General features: G+C 58.0%; 13 protein-coding genes. 5 read left to right on the forward strand and 8 right to left on the reverse strand.

Annotated elements, in window-relative coordinates:
* Positions 1–30: 30 nt before the first annotated feature.
* The 4 genes from AC2FLG_RS12890 to AC2FLG_RS12905 form a co-directional block, all read right to left on the reverse strand.
* Positions 31–387 (reverse strand): VOC family protein, encoded by a 357-nt coding sequence (locus tag AC2FLG_RS12890; RefSeq protein WP_496706490.1) that lies wholly within the window; start codon positions 385–387, stop codon positions 31–33.
* Between the two features lie 160 nt (positions 388–547).
* Positions 548–2,002 carry an NAD(P)(+) transhydrogenase (Re/Si-specific) subunit beta gene (locus tag AC2FLG_RS12895; RefSeq protein WP_496690868.1) on the reverse strand — a complete coding sequence of 485 codons (1,455 nt, stop codon included), beginning with the start codon at positions 2,000–2,002 and terminating at the stop codon, positions 548–550.
* Positions 2,003–2,015: 13 nt separating this feature from the next.
* Complete coding sequence (locus AC2FLG_RS12900; protein ID WP_142634946.1) at positions 2,016–3,587, reverse strand: Re/Si-specific NAD(P)(+) transhydrogenase subunit alpha; 1,572 nt, start codon at positions 3,585–3,587, stop codon at positions 2,016–2,018.
* 128 nt (positions 3,588–3,715) lie between these two features.
* Positions 3,716–4,168, reverse strand: a complete 453-nt coding sequence (locus AC2FLG_RS12905; protein ID WP_142634949.1) for a methyltransferase family protein — start codon at positions 4,166–4,168, stop codon at positions 3,716–3,718.
* A gap of 183 nt (positions 4,169–4,351) precedes the next feature.
* Here AC2FLG_RS12905 and kynU point away from each other — a divergent pair, with 183 nt between their 5' ends.
* On the forward strand, positions 4,352–5,545 hold the full coding sequence (gene kynU / locus AC2FLG_RS12910; protein ID WP_496706491.1) for a kynureninase: 1,194 nt from the start codon (positions 4,352–4,354) through the stop codon (positions 5,543–5,545).
* Here the strand turns inward: kynU and AC2FLG_RS12915 are convergent.
* Entirely contained in the window at positions 5,538–6,116 is a 579-nt protein-coding gene (locus AC2FLG_RS12915; protein WP_142634953.1) for a TetR/AcrR family transcriptional regulator, read from the reverse strand. The two genes, kynU and AC2FLG_RS12915, sit on opposite strands and share 8 nt — an antisense overlap.
* A 102-nt stretch (positions 6,117–6,218) precedes the next feature.
* On the opposite strand from AC2FLG_RS12915, the gene AC2FLG_RS12920 reads away from it, so the two are divergent.
* Both AC2FLG_RS12920 and AC2FLG_RS12925 read left to right on the forward strand, forming a co-directional pair.
* On the forward strand, positions 6,219–6,683 hold the full coding sequence (locus AC2FLG_RS12920) for a (2Fe-2S)-binding protein (RefSeq protein ID WP_496690871.1): 465 nt from the start codon (positions 6,219–6,221) through the stop codon (positions 6,681–6,683).
* Between the two features lie 3 nt (positions 6,684–6,686).
* Positions 6,687–8,927, forward strand: coding sequence for a xanthine dehydrogenase family protein molybdopterin-binding subunit (locus AC2FLG_RS12925; RefSeq protein ID WP_496706493.1), 2,241 nt, complete (start codon positions 6,687–6,689; stop codon positions 8,925–8,927).
* Positions 8,928–8,969: 42 nt separating this feature from the next.
* On the opposite strand, the gene AC2FLG_RS12930 is transcribed toward AC2FLG_RS12925, so the two are convergent.
* The 3 genes from AC2FLG_RS12930 to AC2FLG_RS12940 all read right to left on the reverse strand — a co-directional run bounded on the left by AC2FLG_RS12930 (position 8,970) and on the right by AC2FLG_RS12940 (position 12,553).
* On the reverse strand, positions 8,970–9,749 hold the full coding sequence (locus AC2FLG_RS12930; protein WP_496694845.1) for a gamma-glutamyl-gamma-aminobutyrate hydrolase family protein: 780 nt from the start codon (positions 9,747–9,749) through the stop codon (positions 8,970–8,972).
* A 220-nt stretch (positions 9,750–9,969) separates the two neighbouring features.
* Positions 9,970–10,395, reverse strand: a complete 426-nt coding sequence (locus tag AC2FLG_RS12935; RefSeq protein ID WP_271950308.1) for a GlcG/HbpS family heme-binding protein — start codon at positions 10,393–10,395, stop codon at positions 9,970–9,972.
* A gap of 25 nt (positions 10,396–10,420) precedes the next feature.
* Positions 10,421–12,553 (reverse strand): malate synthase G, encoded by a 2,133-nt coding sequence (locus AC2FLG_RS12940; RefSeq protein ID WP_496706494.1) that lies wholly within the window; start codon positions 12,551–12,553, stop codon positions 10,421–10,423.
* A gap of 219 nt (positions 12,554–12,772) precedes the next feature.
* Between AC2FLG_RS12940 and pepN the strand changes: the two genes are divergently transcribed.
* Together pepN and AC2FLG_RS12950 are read left to right on the forward strand one after the other, a co-directional pair.
* Complete coding sequence (gene pepN / locus AC2FLG_RS12945) at positions 12,773–15,382, forward strand: aminopeptidase N (protein ID WP_496706495.1); 2,610 nt, start codon at positions 12,773–12,775, stop codon at positions 15,380–15,382.
* Positions 15,379–15,807 carry a hypothetical protein gene (locus AC2FLG_RS12950; RefSeq protein ID WP_496690875.1) on the forward strand — a complete coding sequence of 143 codons (429 nt, stop codon included), beginning with the start codon at positions 15,379–15,381 and terminating at the stop codon, positions 15,805–15,807. Before pepN ends, AC2FLG_RS12950 begins: the two co-directional genes overlap by 4 nt.
* The last annotated feature ends 78 nt before the right edge of the window (positions 15,808–15,885 follow it).

Consider the following 15,885-nt stretch of genomic DNA (forward strand, 5'->3'; position numbering starts at 1 on the left):
ATGGATACTACGGTATACAAACCCCTTATGTCATTGATTTGGCTGCCACAGTTCGATTGGGTTGCCCTCAGGGTCGTGAATACGTGCGAATTTTCCAACCTCGCTATCCCATTCCGGATTGGACTCGACGGCAATGCCTGCGGCTTGCAACTGGGTCGTCATGGCAGACAGATCGTCAACCCGAAAATTGATCATCCACTGCTGCTCGGCGCGGCCAAAATAATCGGTGTCCTGCGCAAACGGGGCAAAGACCGTATAGCCTTCGCGCTGTTTCCAGGGGACGGGATCGTAATGATGAACGCCAAGATGGGTCTCGTACCAATCCCGCAACGCTTCCGGATCTCTGGCGCGAAAAAACATGCCACCTATGCCGTTGACCTTTTCCATGGGGCACCTCCTAGTCTCTCTATAATAGCCCAAGGATACCACATTCCGCCCGCCTCATCTGGCCAAAAAAATCTTGGGGGCTTGGAGGCAAAGCCCCCAACATGACAAACAAGAAAAGGGCGCCCGAAGGCGCCCTTTGCATTTTGGTTAAGGCTTTAGATCAATCGATCATTGGCAGCAGCTTGTCCAGCGACTGTTTCGCGTCGCCATAGAACATGCGGGTGTTCTCTTTGAAGAACAGCGGGTTTTCGATACCCGAATACCCCGTACCCTGACCACGTTTGGACACGAACACCTGCTTGGCCTTCCAGCATTCCAGAACCGGCATACCGGCGATCGGGCTGTTGGGGTCTTCCTGTGCTGCAGGGTTCACGATGTCGTTCGAACCGATGACGATGGCAACATCCGTTTCCGGGAAGTCCTCGTTGATCTCGTCCATTTCCAGAACGATGTCATACGGCACCTTGGCCTCGGCCAGCAGAACGTTCATGTGGCCCGGCAAACGACCGGCAACCGGGTGGATCGCAAAGCGCACATTCTTGCCCTGCGCCCGCAGCTTGCGAACCAGTTCGGACACCGATTGCTGTGCCTGCGCCACGGCCATGCCATAGCCCGGAATGATCACCACGCTGTCGGCGTCATTCAGGGCTGCGGCAACACCGTCGGCCTCAATTGCAATCTGCTCGCCTTCGACAGCCATCTGCTCACCTTGCGGACCACCAAAGCCACCCAAGATCACACTGACAAAGTGCCGGTTCATCGCCTTACACATGATGTAGGAGAGGATCGCACCGGACGAGCCCACCAACGCACCGACCACGATCAGCAGGTCGTTGCCCAGCGAAAAGCCGATGGCCGCAGCCGCCCAGCCTGAATAGCTGTTCAGCATCGACACAACCACCGGCATGTCGGCACCGCCGATGCCCATAATCAGGTGATAACCAATAAACAAGGCGGCCAGCGTCATCAGGAACAGGGGCAGGAATCCGCCCGTGGACGTGTACCAAACCAGACAGATCAGCGAGAGCCCCGCCGCAGACGCATTCAGCGCGTGACCACCGGGCAGTTTGGTTGCCGTCGATGTGACCTTGCCAGCCAGCTTGCCATAAGCCACGACCGAACCGGTAAAGGTGATCGCGCCGATGAAGATGCCCAGGAACAGTTCCACGTGCAGGATTGCCAGCTCTGCCGCTGTCTTCTTGGCGATCAGCTTGGCAAACGCGCCCAGGTCGGACAGGTCGACGTCTTTGGCGGCATCAACAACCGCAAAAACTTCGGCGACATTCTTGATTTCAAAATGCGCGTTGAAACCCACGAACACAGCCGCCAAACCAACCAGCGAATGCATCGCAGCCACAAGCTGTGGCATCTCGGTCATCTGGACGCGCTGCGCCACATATTGACCGATCAGACCACCACCTATGATCAGCAGCAGTGACAGCAGCCACAAGCCCGAACCGGGGCCGACCAGCGTAGCGAAAACCGCCAGCGCCATACCGACGATGCCATACCAGACAGCGCGCTTGGCGCTTTCCTGGTTCGACAGGCCGCCAAGCGAGAGGATGAACAGAACAGCCGCAACAACGTAGGCGGCAGTGGTGAAGCCATAATCCATGTGCCCGGCCTCCTTAAGATTTCTGGAACATGGCAAGCATGCGCCGAGTTACGAGGAAGCCACCGAAGATGTTGATCCCGGCCATGAATACGGACAGAGCCGCCAGCAGAATAACCAGGAACGACCCGGATCCGATCTGCATCACTGCGCCAACGATGATGATCGACGAGATCGCGTTGGTAATCGCCATCAGAGGCGTGTGCAGGCTGTGCGCGACGCCCCAGATCACCTGGAATCCCACGAAGATCGCCAGCACAAAGACGATGAAGTGCTGCATGAAGCTGGCCGGAGCAATCAGACCGATCAACAGCATTAGCGCACCGCCGATACCCAGCAAGGTGAACTGCTGTTTGGTTTGCGCCTTGAAGGCCGCAACTTCCTGCGCCTTTTTCTCCTCCGGGGTCAGCTCCCTGACCTCAGGCTTTTTCTGAGCGGCAATCGCCTGAACTTTCGGCGGCGGTGGCGGGAAGGTGATTTCACCTTCATGCGTCACGGTTGCGCCGCGGATCACGTCGTCTTCCATGTCATGGTTGATCTGACCGTCCTTTTCAGGCGTCAGGTCTGTCATCATGTGACGGATGTTGGTTGCGTAAAGCGACGAAGACTGTGCCGCCATCCGGCTTGGGAAATCGGTATAGCCGATGATGGTCACGCCATTATCGGTCACGATCTTCTCGTCAGCAACGGTCAGCTTGCAGTTGCCGCCTTTTTCCGCCGCAAGGTCCACGATCACCGAACCCGGTTTCATCGCTTCGACCATGTCCTTGGTCCAAAGCTCGGGCGCTTCGCGGTTGGGGATCAACGCGGTGGTGATCACGATGTCCATTTCCGGAGCAAGCTCGCGGAACTTGGCCAGCTGTGCCTCGCGGAATTCATCGGACTGAACACTCGCGTAACCGCCGGTTGCCGCGCCGTCCTGCTGGTCTTCTTCGAAGTCCAGATAGACGAATTCGGCGCCCATGGATTCAACCTGCTCCGCCACTTCGGGGCGTACGTCGAACGCATAGGTGATCGCACCCAGAGAGGTCGAGGTGCCAATGGCGGCCAGACCGGCCACACCGGCACCTACGATCAGAACCTTGGCAGGCGGTACTTTACCAGCAGCCGTCACCTGACCGGTGAAGAACCGGCCAAAGTTGTTACCCGCTTCGATCACCGCGCGGTAGCCCGCTATGTTGGCCATCGACGACAGAGCGTCCATCTTCTGGGCACGACTGATACGCGGCACCATTTCCATGGCGATCACGTTGGCGCCCTTGGACTTGGCGGCCTCCATGCCCTTTTCATTCCCTGCGGGGTTGAAGAACGAGATCAATGTCTTGCCCTTGGCAAGACGCTTCAGCTCGGTTTCATTTGGCTGACGTACCTTGGCGACGATGTCGGCGGCTTTCCACAGCGCAGCCGCGGTTCCGATAACCTCGACACCCGCCTCTTTATATGTGGCGTCCGAGAACCCGGCCGCAGCGCCGGCCCCTTTCTCGATCAGGCACTCATACCCGAGCTTTTGCAGTTGACGGGCTGAATCCGGAGTCATCGCGACCCGGTTCTCACCGTCAAATGTTTCCTTTGGCGTTCCAATCTTCAACGGCGCGTCCCCCTAATTTTCGGTCAGTTCGCAAGGATAGTTGGCATTCTATCTGAAGAACCAGTTTTAACTGCGCAAGATTATTTCGCAAGCGCAGCATTGTTACGTCGTGTAAAATCCCGTCCACCTCAGATCCAGCGGCGGGTTTGCCTTTCATATCTGGCGAAATCCGTGCGAAAGGCACGGCGCATACGGTTTTCTTCCGGCACAATAAACCTGCGTTCCAAAATCCAGACAAAAACAGGCATCAACACCAAGGACAGCACCGCGTCGAAACGCAGAATCAAGCCGGCCAGAATAAGTACATCGCCAACGTAGATCGGATTGCGGCTGCGCTTGAAGATACCTGTTTGAACCAGACTCGATGGAGTTTCATGCGGCAGGACGGTTGTTCGATGTCGACGAAACTCGGCAATCGCCAGCACGACAAGAACGACGCCGCCCCCGATCAGAAGGCCGCTGAGCAGGTCGGTAAACCCGCTGGCCAGCGACAGACCGAAGGACGCATAGTTCGCCTGCAGCCAGGCGAGAACAGCAAAGGCCACCAACCAAGCGGGCGGAATGTCGAGTTTGCGCTTCATGCTTGTTCCTCTGATCCTGCGGTATGGATGTCGCATTTGTCGGGGTATGTACCGCTTTGCATCCACGAAAGCAAAACCACAGTTGGTCGCATCTGTGCATTTTCGGCCGAACGCGTAGACACGGCAGAACTGATCAGATAGCCCTTTAGTCAGACATTTGTCAGAATTCTGCACAGGACCTCCATGACTGATTTCGCTGCAACCAAAGCCATGTTCGATCTGCCGAATGGAACCATTTATCTGGACGGCAACTCGCTTGGCCCATTGCCACGTGCTGCCGCCGAGCGGGTGAGTGGAATGATGACACACGAATGGGGTCAAATGCTGATCACCGGTTGGAACAAGGCCGGGTGGATGGGGCTTCCGACCGGGCTTGGCGACCGTATCGGGCGGTTGATCGGGGCGGAACCGGGTACCATCGTGACCGGCGATACCCTGTCGATCAAGGTCTATCAGGCTGTTGCCTCGGCGCTGGAGCTTTGCCCCGACCGCAAGGTTGTGCTGTCTGATAACGGCAATTTCCCTTCGGACCTTTATATGGTCGACGGCCTGCTGCGTTCACTCGGATCGGAATACGAATTACGGGTGGTCGCACCCGAGGATGTTGCCGAAAACATCACCAAAGACGTCGCGGTTCTGATGCTGACCGAGGTCGATTACCGGTCTGGCCGGATCCATGACATGAAGGCGCTGACGGAACAGGCCCATGCGAACGGCACAATAACCGTTTGGGATTTGGCCCATTCCGCAGGGGCGATCCCGGTTGAGCTGTCCAGTTGCAAAGCGGATTTTGCCGTTGGCTGCAGCTATAAGTATCTGAACGGAGGCCCTGGCGCGCCGGCGTTCATCTATGTGGCGCCCCGCCATGCCGATCGCGTGCGCCCTGCATTATCCGGGTGGCTGGGCCATGAAGCCCCGTTCACGTTCGATCTGGATTACCGCCCCGGACAGGGTATCGAGCGGATGCGTGTCGGCACACCTCCGATCATCCAGATGACCGCGCTGTCTGCGGCGATGGACATCTGGGACATGGCCAACATCAAAGACGTGCGCGCCAAGTCAATCGAACTGACCGAGCTGTTTATTTCGGGCGTCGAGGCCACCTGCCCTAACCTGAAACTGGCCAGCCCCCGCGACCCTGCGCAGCGTGGCAGTCAGGTTTCATTCCGTTTCGCCGATGGCTATGCCGCAATGCAGGCCTTGATCGCGCGCGGCGTGATCGGTGATTTCCGCGCCCCGGACATCATGCGCTTTGGGTTCACCCCGCTCTATATCGATGAGCAGGATGTAAACGGCGCGGTGGACATTCTGGCCGACATCATGACCAACCGGTTATGGGACGCACCGGAATACAAAGTCAGACAGCGGGTTACCTGATTTCCAACGCTGCACCAATCATGGCGGCAAGGTTCGAGTTCATCCGGTCGAATTCTTGAAAATCCGTCGCGCTGATTTTGTTTCCCCGCAGCGCAGAGGCAATGGTCTCCGCAGTTTCTCTTGCGCCATCAAACAAACGGGCACGATCATTCGACGCTTCTTTCTGTAGCCACCCGGTATATAAAGATTGCAGCCGGGCCTCGCCCTGCGTGATGATATCCGAGGCCAGCGACTTTCCTGCATCTAACAGTTCCATCCCGTGTGGAGAGGACATGATCTGAGCCATACCATCGGTCTGCACGTGGATTGCCTGGCCGATGATCTGCGAAACCGAGCCGTCTGCCTGCAGGGCTTTCGCAACGGCTTCGATCTTCTCCTCATAGTGCAACTCGGTGAGTCTGCGCAGGATCGCCTCTTTGTTGTCGAAATACAGATACAATGCCGGGCGCGAGATCCCCACGCCCTTTGCGATTTCATCCATCGACGTCTTTTTAAAGCCGTAAGCCGCGAATGCCTTACGCGCCGAATCCAGTATGGCAAGGCACTTTGCGTCTAGCACGAAATCTCTCATCTGAACCTTTTGACACTTTTCACTCAATTTGTCAGTTGACACTCTGACACTCACACCCATTTATGTCAGAACGTCACTAAATGCCAAGAGGGAGACGCAGCCATGACGGCCAGCTTAAAGATAAATGGGACGTCATATGAGGTCGATCTACCCGAGGATGTCCCCCTTTTATGGGTTCTGCGCGACGAGATCGGACTGACCGGCACCAAGTTTGGCTGCGGGGTTGCGGCATGCGGCGCCTGTACCGTTCATATAGACGGAGAAGCCGTGCGCTCTTGCCAGGTTGCCTTGTCCGATGTCTGGGGTGACGTCACCACAATCGAAGGTCTGGGCAGCCCGGATGCGATGGCCAAGATACAGCAGGCCTGGGTTGACCATCAGGTTGCGCAATGCGGTTATTGCCAATCGGGTCAGGTCATGCAGGCCGCCGCGCTATTGGCCGAGAACCCCAGCCCCACGGATCAGGACATAGACGATGCGATGCAGGGCAATCTGTGCCGCTGCGGCACCTATCCCCGTATCCGTGCCGCGATCCATGACGCAGCCTCCAGACTGAAGGAGGCATAAGCGATGGCTTCCGTAGGAAAAATTCTTCGCCGCACGTTTCTTATCGGCTCAGCCGCCATTGTTGGCGGCGTCGCGTTTGGCGCCTATTATGTCAGCCGCCCGGCAGCCAACCCGCTGAAGCCTGGTGATGGGGAAACCGCGCTTAGCCCGTTCATCCTGATTGATCAGCAGGGCGTTACCCTGTTCGCGCCACGTGCCGAGATGGGACAGGGCGTAATGACCACTTGGGCAGCCCTGATTGCCGAAGAACTGGACGTCGAATTGGACGATATCCGGGTCCTTCATGGGCCTGCGGCAGCCGCCTATTACAACTCGGCCATTTTGGGTGAGAGCCTGCCGAACAAGGGATATGACATCTCGAATTTCCAGCACAATCTGGCACAGTCGCTGGGCGTTCTGGGCAAGGTTGTCAGTCTGCAGGTCACAGGCGGCTCGACCTCGATGCGCGATGGGTTCGAACGCATGCGGGAAGCCGGGGCAACAGCCCGGGAAACGCTGAAACAAGCAGCGGCTGATCGTCTGGGCCTGGAGCGTGACCAGTTGAAGACCGAAAACGGCGCCGTGATCGCGCCGGACGGGACGCGCATTCCCTATACCGAACTGGCTGAGGCCGCCGGGCAGATCGAACCCATGCAGGTCGAGCTGCGCGATCCCTCAGACTGGCGTTTGCTGGGACAGAATCTGCCACGAGTCGACATGGTTGGAAAATCCACGGGCACGGCCGAGTTTGGCATCGACGTGCGCCCCGAAGGTCTGAAATTCGCCTCGGTCCGGATGAACCCGAAACTGGGCGGTGCGATGAACGGCTTTGACGCCAGCGCTGCGGAATCCATGCCCGGCGTGGAAAAGGTGGTCGATCTGGGCAACGGCGTGGCCGTTATTGCCAATAACACCTGGCTGGCCATTCAAGCGGTTGAGGCCATAGACGTCGATTGGGCCGACGCCCCCTACCCGCCGGATACTGACGGTATATTCGCAAAAATTGCCGAGGCGTTTGACGACTCGCCAAATTCGACCATGCGTGACGATGGCGATGTTGAAACCTTGCCCGAAGGGGCCACCGAAATTACCGCTGAATATCAGGTACCCTATCTGGCGCATTCCACGATGGAACCGATGAACGCCACCGCGCTGTTCACTGGTTCCAACCTCGAGCTGTGGTGTGGCAACCAGGCGCCGACCTTCCTTCTGACCCGCGCTGCAAACACGGCGAATTTGGATAAAGAAGCGGTCGAGATTCACACCACCTATCTTGGGGGCGGATTTGGTCGTCGCGGAGAGCTGGATTTCATCGAAATCGCAACCAAGGTCGCCATGGCCATGCCCAATACTCCGGTCCAGACCACCTGGAGCCGCGATGAGGACATGCGCCACGATTTCTACCGCCCCGGCGCGCTGGCGCGGATGCGCGGCGCGGTCAAAGACGGCAAGGCAGTTCTGATCGACGCCAAGGTTGCATCGCAATCCTGCACGCAACAGGCCGTGGAACGCATATCGGGCTTGCCCGGCGCTGGCCCCGACAAGGTCCTGGTCGAAGGTCTTTTTAACCAGCCCTATGCCGTGCCGAACTACCGCGTCAGCGGCCACATCGCCGATCTGGATGTACCTGTCGGGTTCTGGCGTTCGGTCGGTAATAGCCATAACGGGTTCTTCCACGAGACATTCATGGACGAGCTGGCCCTGGCCGCCGGTCGCGACCCGCTGGAGTTCCGTCTTGAGCTGGCCCAAACCGAGCACGCGCCGTCGGCAGCTGTCCTGCAAGCCGTCAAGGAAATGTCAGGTTGGACGGGTGAAACGCCTGCCGGTTTTGGTCGTGGCGTAGCAATGACCTACAGCTTTGGCACCCCGGTAGCGCAGGTGATCGAGGTGGTCGATGAGGACGGCACCGTTCGCATCGCAAAAGCGTGGATTGCCTGTGATGTGGGTATTGCTTTGGATCCGGGAACGGTCGAGGCGCAGATGTTCGGTGGCATGATCTATGGCCTGTCAGCAGCCGTGATGGGTGAGATCACCTTCGCCGACGGTGAGGTCGAGCAATACAACTTCCCCGACTATGACGCGCTGCGGATGCATAATGCCCCGGTGACCGAGGTCCGCATTCTGGAAACCAATCGCCATCTGGGTGGTGTGGGCGAGCCGGGGACGCCTCCGTCGATGCCAGCACTTGGCAACGCCCTGTTCGACCTTACCGGCAAGCGCGCCCGCAGCTTGCCGTTGATCAATCAATTCAATCTGCTGGTTTGATAGCAAAGCGCCGGTCCCTTCAATCAGGGCCGGCGCAGGGACTCAGGCGGTTTGTTTAACCAATCCCGATCGCACTCCTGCGGACCAGTCGCGTGCCGCATCGCCAAACGCCTCAAAAAGCGGCCGCGAGACAGGGTCATTGACCGCGTCCCATTCCGGGTGCCATTGCACCGACAGGGTGAAACCGGGCGCGTCCTGCACATAAATCGCCTCGGGCGTGCCGTCTGGTGCAGCGCCGTCTATCACAATGCGATGTCCAACCGTTTTGATCCCCTGCCCGTGCAGCGTGTTGGTCATCACCTCGGCAGCGCCCATCAACCGATGAAACACGCCCCCCTCGGTCAGGTTGACCACATGGCGCAGGGCAAATTTTTCTTCTAACGTGCCGTCGGGTGGCATCCGGTGGTTCATTCGCCCCGGCAAATTCCGGATTTCTGGATAAAGTGTTCCGCCCATGGCCACGTTAACTTCTTGAAAGCCGCGGCAGATACCGAAAAAGGGCTGCCCCCTTTCGACACAGGCCCGCACCAAAGGTAACGTGATCGCATCGCGCGCCCGGTCGAAATCACCGTGTGCTTCGGTTGCGGGTTCGCCATATTCCTCGGGATGTACATTGGGGCGTCCTCCTGTCAGCAGGAAGCCATCACAGACTTGCAACAGTTCCTCAACACAGACATACCGCGGGTCGGCAGGGATCAGCATCGGCAAGCAACCCGAGACATTGGCCACCGCATCCGAGTTCATCGTGCCGCCGGCATGAGTCGGATATTGATCGTTCATCAAATATGAATTGCCGATGATACCGACGACAGGTCGAGCCATTATTCTTTCCTAGTTCTTTCCGCACGTTCCGGGAAAGGTATCGACAGGGTCACAGGCGCGCAATAGCACATAGCCTGTGTGTCAGCGCAAGTCTCTGTTCACCCCTGCACAACAAGGGGCCTGATCGGACCACCGCCGAATAGGCCCTGTTCGCTTTGCGCGCCGCTTGTGCCTCGTAAAGATCGGAGAGCTTTTGCCGGCTCTCCGAGTTCACCAAAGGTCAAACTTCGCCAGTCAACCCAGCCGCTTCGATCCCGGCCATGGCAGCGATGGCGTCGTTATCCGACGTGTCGCCGGTCACACCGACTGCGCCAATTACGGCACCTTTTCGGTCACGCAGCAGGACACCGCCCGGAACCGGCACGACCTGACCGCCATAAACACCGTTTACGGCGGCCATGAAATAGGCCTGCGCCTCGGCGCGTTGCATCTGGGCTGTGCCCGCCATCCCCAGCATGACTGAGCCGTAGGCCTTGCCCTGCGCAATCGCAAAACGACCAGGGGCAGCACCGTCTTCACGCTCAAACGCGATGACGTGGCCACCAGCATCAAGAACGATGACCGAGAGGGGTTTCAGCCCCAACTCGCGCCCTTTTTCAAGGGCTTTGCGGATAAGGGTACGGGCTTTGCGCAAAGAAATTACCATATTCGATCCAGTCATTTCTGTTGGGTTAAAGGCTGGCTTTCATCTCCAGACGGCGGGCGTGCAAGACAGGTTCGGTATAACCCGAAGGCTGAACACGGCCTTTGAAAACCAAATCACAGGCCGCCTGGAAGGCGATGCCGTCGAAACCGGGAGCCATTGGGCGATACGCCGGATCGCTATCATTCTGCCGATCGACCACTACGGCCATTTTCCGCATCGCGGCCATGACTTGCGCCTCATCGACAGTGCCATGATGCAGCCAGTTGGCCAAGGCCTGAGACGAAATCCGGCACGTGGCACGGTCTTCCATCAGGCCAACATCATTGATGTCCGGCACTTTCGAACAGCCAACGCCTTGATCGACCCAGCGAACCACATAGCCCAGGATGCCTTGCGCGTTATTTTCGATCTCACGCGCAATCTCATCATCGCTGAGGTTGCGGCCGCCCAGCAAAGGCACGGTCAGCAGATCATCCAGCGTACCACGTGCGCCACCGGCAGCCAATTCGTCCTGGCGCTCCAGGACGTTGACCTTATGATAATGTGTTGCGTGCAGTGTCGCGGCAGTCGGCGACGGCACCCAGGCGCAAGTTGCACCCGATTTCGGGTGACCGATCTTGGCGTCCAGCATGTCACCCATACGGTCGGGCATCGCCCACATGCCTTTGCCAATCTGTGCCTTGCCCTTCAAGCCACATGCCAGACCGATATCAACATTGCGATCTTCATAAGACGCAATCCACGGCGTGTTCTTGATGTCGCCCTTGGGCAGCATTGGTCCTGCCTCCATCGAGGTGTGGATCTCATCCCCGGTCCGGTCCAGAAAGCCGGTGTTGATGAAGGCCACGCGCGATTTGGCGGCGCGGATACATTCCTTAAGGTTCGCCGAGGTGCGGCGCTCTTCATCCATAATACCGAGCTTAACGGTATTCCGCGGCAGGCCGAGGATGTCCTCAACCATATCGAAAATTTCGACGGCAAAGGCGACCTCTTCGGGGCCGTGCATCTTGGGCTTTACCACGTAGACTGAACCAGTGACCGAGTTGCCGCCATCGCGCTGCAGGTCGTGCATCGCAATCAGAGTGGTGCACAGCGCGTCCATCAGACCTTCGCCGATCTCGCGCCCTTCGGCATCCAGAACGGCCGGATTGGTCATCAGGTGGCCAACATTGCGGACCAGCATCAGCGACCGGCCCTTAAGAACACCAGCGCCACCGTCCGCCGCGGTAAAGGTCAGGTCATCGGACAGTTTGCGTGTAAAAGTCGTGCCGCCTTTGCTGACCTCTTGGGTCAGATCACCCTTCATCAGGCCCAGCCAGTTGCCATAGGCAACCACCTTGTCCTCGGCATCCACACAGGCGACTGAATCTTCGCAGTCCATGATCGTCGACAGCGCCGATTCAAGATGCACGTCAGCAATACCGGCCGGGTCGGTGGCGCCAATGGTGCTGGAAGCGTCAATCACGACTTTGACATGCAAACCGTTGTTCTTCAGCAGAACAAAGCCCGGGTTTTCAGCAGCACCGCCAAAACCCACAAACTGCGCTGCATCTGCCAGCGCGGGCACCAGAACCCCATTTTCAACGCGCAGTTCTGACATTTCAGCCCACGATCCGCTGGCCAGCGGGGCGGCATCGTCCAGAAACCCTTTGGCCCAAGCAATCACACGTGCTCCGCGCGCATCGTCATAACCACCACCGACGGGAAGATCGCCCATCGCATCGGTGCCATAAAGCGCGTCATACAAGCTGCCCCAGCGCGCATTGGCAGCGTTCAGTGCAAAACGCGCATTGGTAATAGGAACCACCAGCTGAGGACCGGGAATCAACGCGATCTCGGGATCGACATTGTCGGTTTCGATCTGAAAATCCCCGCCTTCAGCCACCAAATAGCCGATCTCGCGCAAGAAATCCTGATAGGCGACAGCATTATGCGGCTGGCCATTGTTTTCCAAATGCCAGGCATCGACGCGCCCCTGGATATCGGCCCGCTTTGCCAAAAGTGTACGGTTCTTTGGACCCAACTCGTGAACCATCTGCGCAAGCCCGTTCCAGAAGGTGTCAGCCGCAACGCCTGTTCCAGACAGAGCACGCCCTTCTATGAATTCAGTCAGAATCCCGTCGACCTTGAGTCCGCTCCGCATCTGTCTGCTGCTCATGCCACATCCCCTCGTATGTACGCCGTTGTATACAGGCCCCAATTAGGGCGGATATTTCCGATAGGCAACATGTCTTGGTCAGTTTGGGTCTTTGGTCGTCAGGCCACTTCGACATCGACAGATGCTTATCGCCTATTGAGCAAGCTTACTTGCACCGCTTGCAGCCCATCGCAGCAACCCATAACGTCGCGCCTGATACCAACCCATTCGAGGCCACCGATGCGCGACGCAGCCCCCACGACGATCTATCTGAAAGACTACACTCCGTTTGGTTATCTGGTGGACAGCGTACATCTGACCTTTGATCTGGCCCCAAATGCAACCCGAGTGACTTCGCGCATCGCCTTCCGGCCCAATCCTGATGCCTTAGACCGTCAGTTTTTCCTGCATGGTGAGCAACTGAAACTGATCCGTGCTACTGTTGACGGGGTTGAGATCACTCCAGACGTCACAGAGACCGGCCTGACGGCGGTTGTTCCCGACGCGGCATTTGTCTGGGAAGCCGAGGTCGAAATCGACCCAGGCAATAACACTGCGCTTGAGGGGCTCTACATGTCGAACGGCATGTATTGCACCCAATGCGAGGCCGAGGGGTTTCGCAAGATCACCTTCTATCCCGACCGGCCCGACGTGATGTCGATCTTCACCGTACGCATTAATGGCGCGTTGCCGGTTCTGCTGTCGAACGGCAACCCGACCGGCAAGGGGGATGGCTGGGCCGAATGGAATGACCCCTGGCCCAAACCCGCCTATCTGTTCGCCCTTGTCGCAGGCGACCTGATTACACATCCCGGTCAGTTCACAACCAAATCGGGCCGCGAGGTTGAACTGAACCTGTGGGTGCGCCCGGGCGATGAGGGAAAATGCGCCTTCGGTATGGAGGCGCTGAAGAAGTCGATGAAATGGGACGAGGACGTCTATGGTCGCGAATACGACCTGGATGTCTTTAACATCGTCGCCGTCGATGATTTCAACATGGGGGCGATGGAAAACAAGGGTCTGAACATTTTCAACTCGTCCGCCGTGCTGGCCAGCCCTGAGACATCCACCGATATGAATTTCGAACGGATCGAGGCGATCATCGCGCATGAGTATTTCCACAACTGGACTGGCAACCGCATCACCTGCCGCGACTGGTTTCAGCTGTGCTTGAAAGAAGGTCTGACGGTGTACCGCGATGCGCAGTTCACCTCGGACATGCGCTCGGCCCCGGTCAAACGTATCCACGATGCCATCGACCTGCGGGCGCGCCAGTTCGCCGAGGATAACGGCCCGCTTTCACATCCGGTGAGGCCAGACAGCTTTCAGGAGATCAACAACTTCTACACAGCGACGGTCTACGAAAAAGGCGCCGAGGTGATCGGCATGCTGAAACGTCTGGTAGGTGACGAGGCCTATGCGCAGGCGCTGGAGCTGTATTTTGATCGGCATGACGGTCAGGCCTGCACCATCGAGGACTGGATCAAAGTGTTTGAAGACACCACAGATCGCGACCTGACCCAGTTCAAACGCTGGTACAGCCAGTCAGGCACCCCGCGCGTATCGGTGACCGAAGAATGGACTGATGGCATCTACACCTTGACGCTGAAACAGCGCACCGACCCGACCCCCGGACAGTCAGAAAAACTGCCGCAGGTTATCCCCGTTGCGGTCGGGCTGATCGGCGCGAACGGGGATGAAACCATGCCCACAACCATTCTGGAGTTCACGCAGGAAACCCAAAGCTTTGCTTTCGTATACACAGTAGAAGGCTGGCGCTTGCAGGGTTGCGAAGGACCGGAACGCGTGTCCGGTGCCAATCCGCCCAAACCCACGGCCTCAATCCTGCGCGATTTCTCGGCCCCTGTGATTCTGGAACATGACCAGAGCAGCGCTGAGCGGGCCTTTTTGCTGGCTCATGACAGCGACCCGTTCAACCGCTGGCAGGCGGGGCGATCTTTAGCCGAAGACACGCTGATCAAGATGATCTTGACGGATGCGGCACCGGAAACGGATTATCTCGATGGCATCCTCGCCGTATTGCGCGACAGCGATCTTGACCCGTCTTATCGCGCCTTGATGCTGGGGTTGCCGTCCCAATCTGAACTTGCTGCGATGATGCATGAACAGGGTGTCACGCCCGACCCGATGGCCATTTGGACCGCTGTTGAAACGCTGCGGCAGGTAACGGCCCAGCACGTTCAGGATCTGCTGCCCCGCCTGCACAGCGAAACCAGCATCGAAGCAGCCTTTAGCCCGGACGCAGAACAAGCCGGCCAGCGGGCTCTGGGTGGGGCCGCATTGGCGTTGACCTCACGGTTGGACGGGGGTGCAAAAGCGGCCGAGGATTATCAGCGCGCCGATAACATGACCCTTCAGCTTTCGGCTTTGTCCTGCCTGTTGCGTGCGGGCAAAGGCGAACAGGAACTGAACGCGTTTTATGACCGGTGGCAAGATGACCGGCTGGTGATGGACAAATGGTTCGGCCTGCAGGTGGCGATGTCAGCCCCGGCAGAAACTGCAGATATCGTAAGCCACCTGACCGGGCACCCGGATTTCAACTGGAAGAACCCGAACCGTTTCCGGGCTGTTCTAGGGGCATTGGCGACGAATCACGCCGGTTTCCACCGTGCTGATGGAGCTGGTTATTCTCTGCTGGCGGACTGGCTGATCAAACTGGATCCGGTCAATCCGCAGACCACGGCGCGGATGTGTTCGGCATTCCAAGCGTGGAAGCGGTATGACGCAGATCGCCAGGCCCTTATCCGCACCCAACTAACCCGCATCGCCGAAACGCCAGACCTTTCACGGGACACGACCGAAATGGTGACGCGCATCCTGAACGCATGACCCCCTATTCCTATACACGGCATAACAGGTCACCGCAGGTCATCGCCATTCTGCTGTCGGTCTATTCCGCGCTGGCTGTGTTGGTCATCGCCTTTGATGCCGTCTGGTGGCTGATTGGCCTGCTGGCCCTGTTCACCCTGCCCGCATTATGGGACTTTGCACAAAACACCCGTTCGGGGCTCCGGCTGGATCAGGATGGGCTGCGGTGGTTCTCGGGGCGGCGCGAGGCTGGCGTAAGATTGAGCGAAATCGACCATGTGCGTCTGGATACACGCTGGGATTTCTCGGTGCGCATGTCGCTGGTGCTGACCTCGGAAAAGCGGATTCGCCTGCCTGATGAGTCGACCCCTCCGCATAAGGAACTCGAGTCCCGCCTGAAAGAGGCTGGCCTAAAGGTTGAACGGCATCATTTCGGCCCATTTTGAAACGATCCCGAGTCTCAGGGCGCATTGACCGGAACAAAGCGACAATAAGACGGTTGTAGCTTGAATTTGAGCCAAATA

Source organism: Ruegeria sp. CDSA193, from assembly GCF_059611885.1.

Coding starts and splice junctions, on each gene's coding strand:
- AC2FLG_RS12920 (WP_496690871.1), top strand. CDS start 6,219: ATGACGGCCAGCTTAAAGATAAATGGGACGTCATATGAGGTCGATCTA.
- AC2FLG_RS12915 (WP_142634953.1), bottom strand. CDS start 6,116: ATGAGAGATTTCGTGCTAGACGCAAAGTGCCTTGCCATACTGGATTCG.
- AC2FLG_RS12925 (WP_496706493.1), top strand. CDS start 6,687: ATGGCTTCCGTAGGAAAAATTCTTCGCCGCACGTTTCTTATCGGCTCA.
- AC2FLG_RS12890 (WP_496706490.1), bottom strand. CDS start 387: ATGGAAAAGGTCAACGGCATAGGTGGCATGTTTTTTCGCGCCAGAGAT.
- AC2FLG_RS12940 (WP_496706494.1), bottom strand. CDS start 12,553: ATGAGCAGCAGACAGATGCGGAGCGGACTCAAGGTCGACGGGATTCTG.
- pepN (WP_496706495.1), top strand. CDS start 12,773: ATGCGCGACGCAGCCCCCACGACGATCTATCTGAAAGACTACACTCCG.
- AC2FLG_RS12895 (WP_496690868.1), bottom strand. CDS start 2,002: ATGGATTATGGCTTCACCACTGCCGCCTACGTTGTTGCGGCTGTTCTG.
- AC2FLG_RS12950 (WP_496690875.1), top strand. CDS start 15,379: ATGACCCCCTATTCCTATACACGGCATAACAGGTCACCGCAGGTCATC.
- AC2FLG_RS12905 (WP_142634949.1), bottom strand. CDS start 4,168: ATGAAGCGCAAACTCGACATTCCGCCCGCTTGGTTGGTGGCCTTTGCT.
- AC2FLG_RS12935 (WP_271950308.1), bottom strand. CDS start 10,395: ATGGTAATTTCTTTGCGCAAAGCCCGTACCCTTATCCGCAAAGCCCTT.
- AC2FLG_RS12930 (WP_496694845.1), bottom strand. CDS start 9,749: ATGGCTCGACCTGTCGTCGGTATCATCGGCAATTCATATTTGATGAAC.
- kynU (WP_496706491.1), top strand. CDS start 4,352: ATGACTGATTTCGCTGCAACCAAAGCCATGTTCGATCTGCCGAATGGA.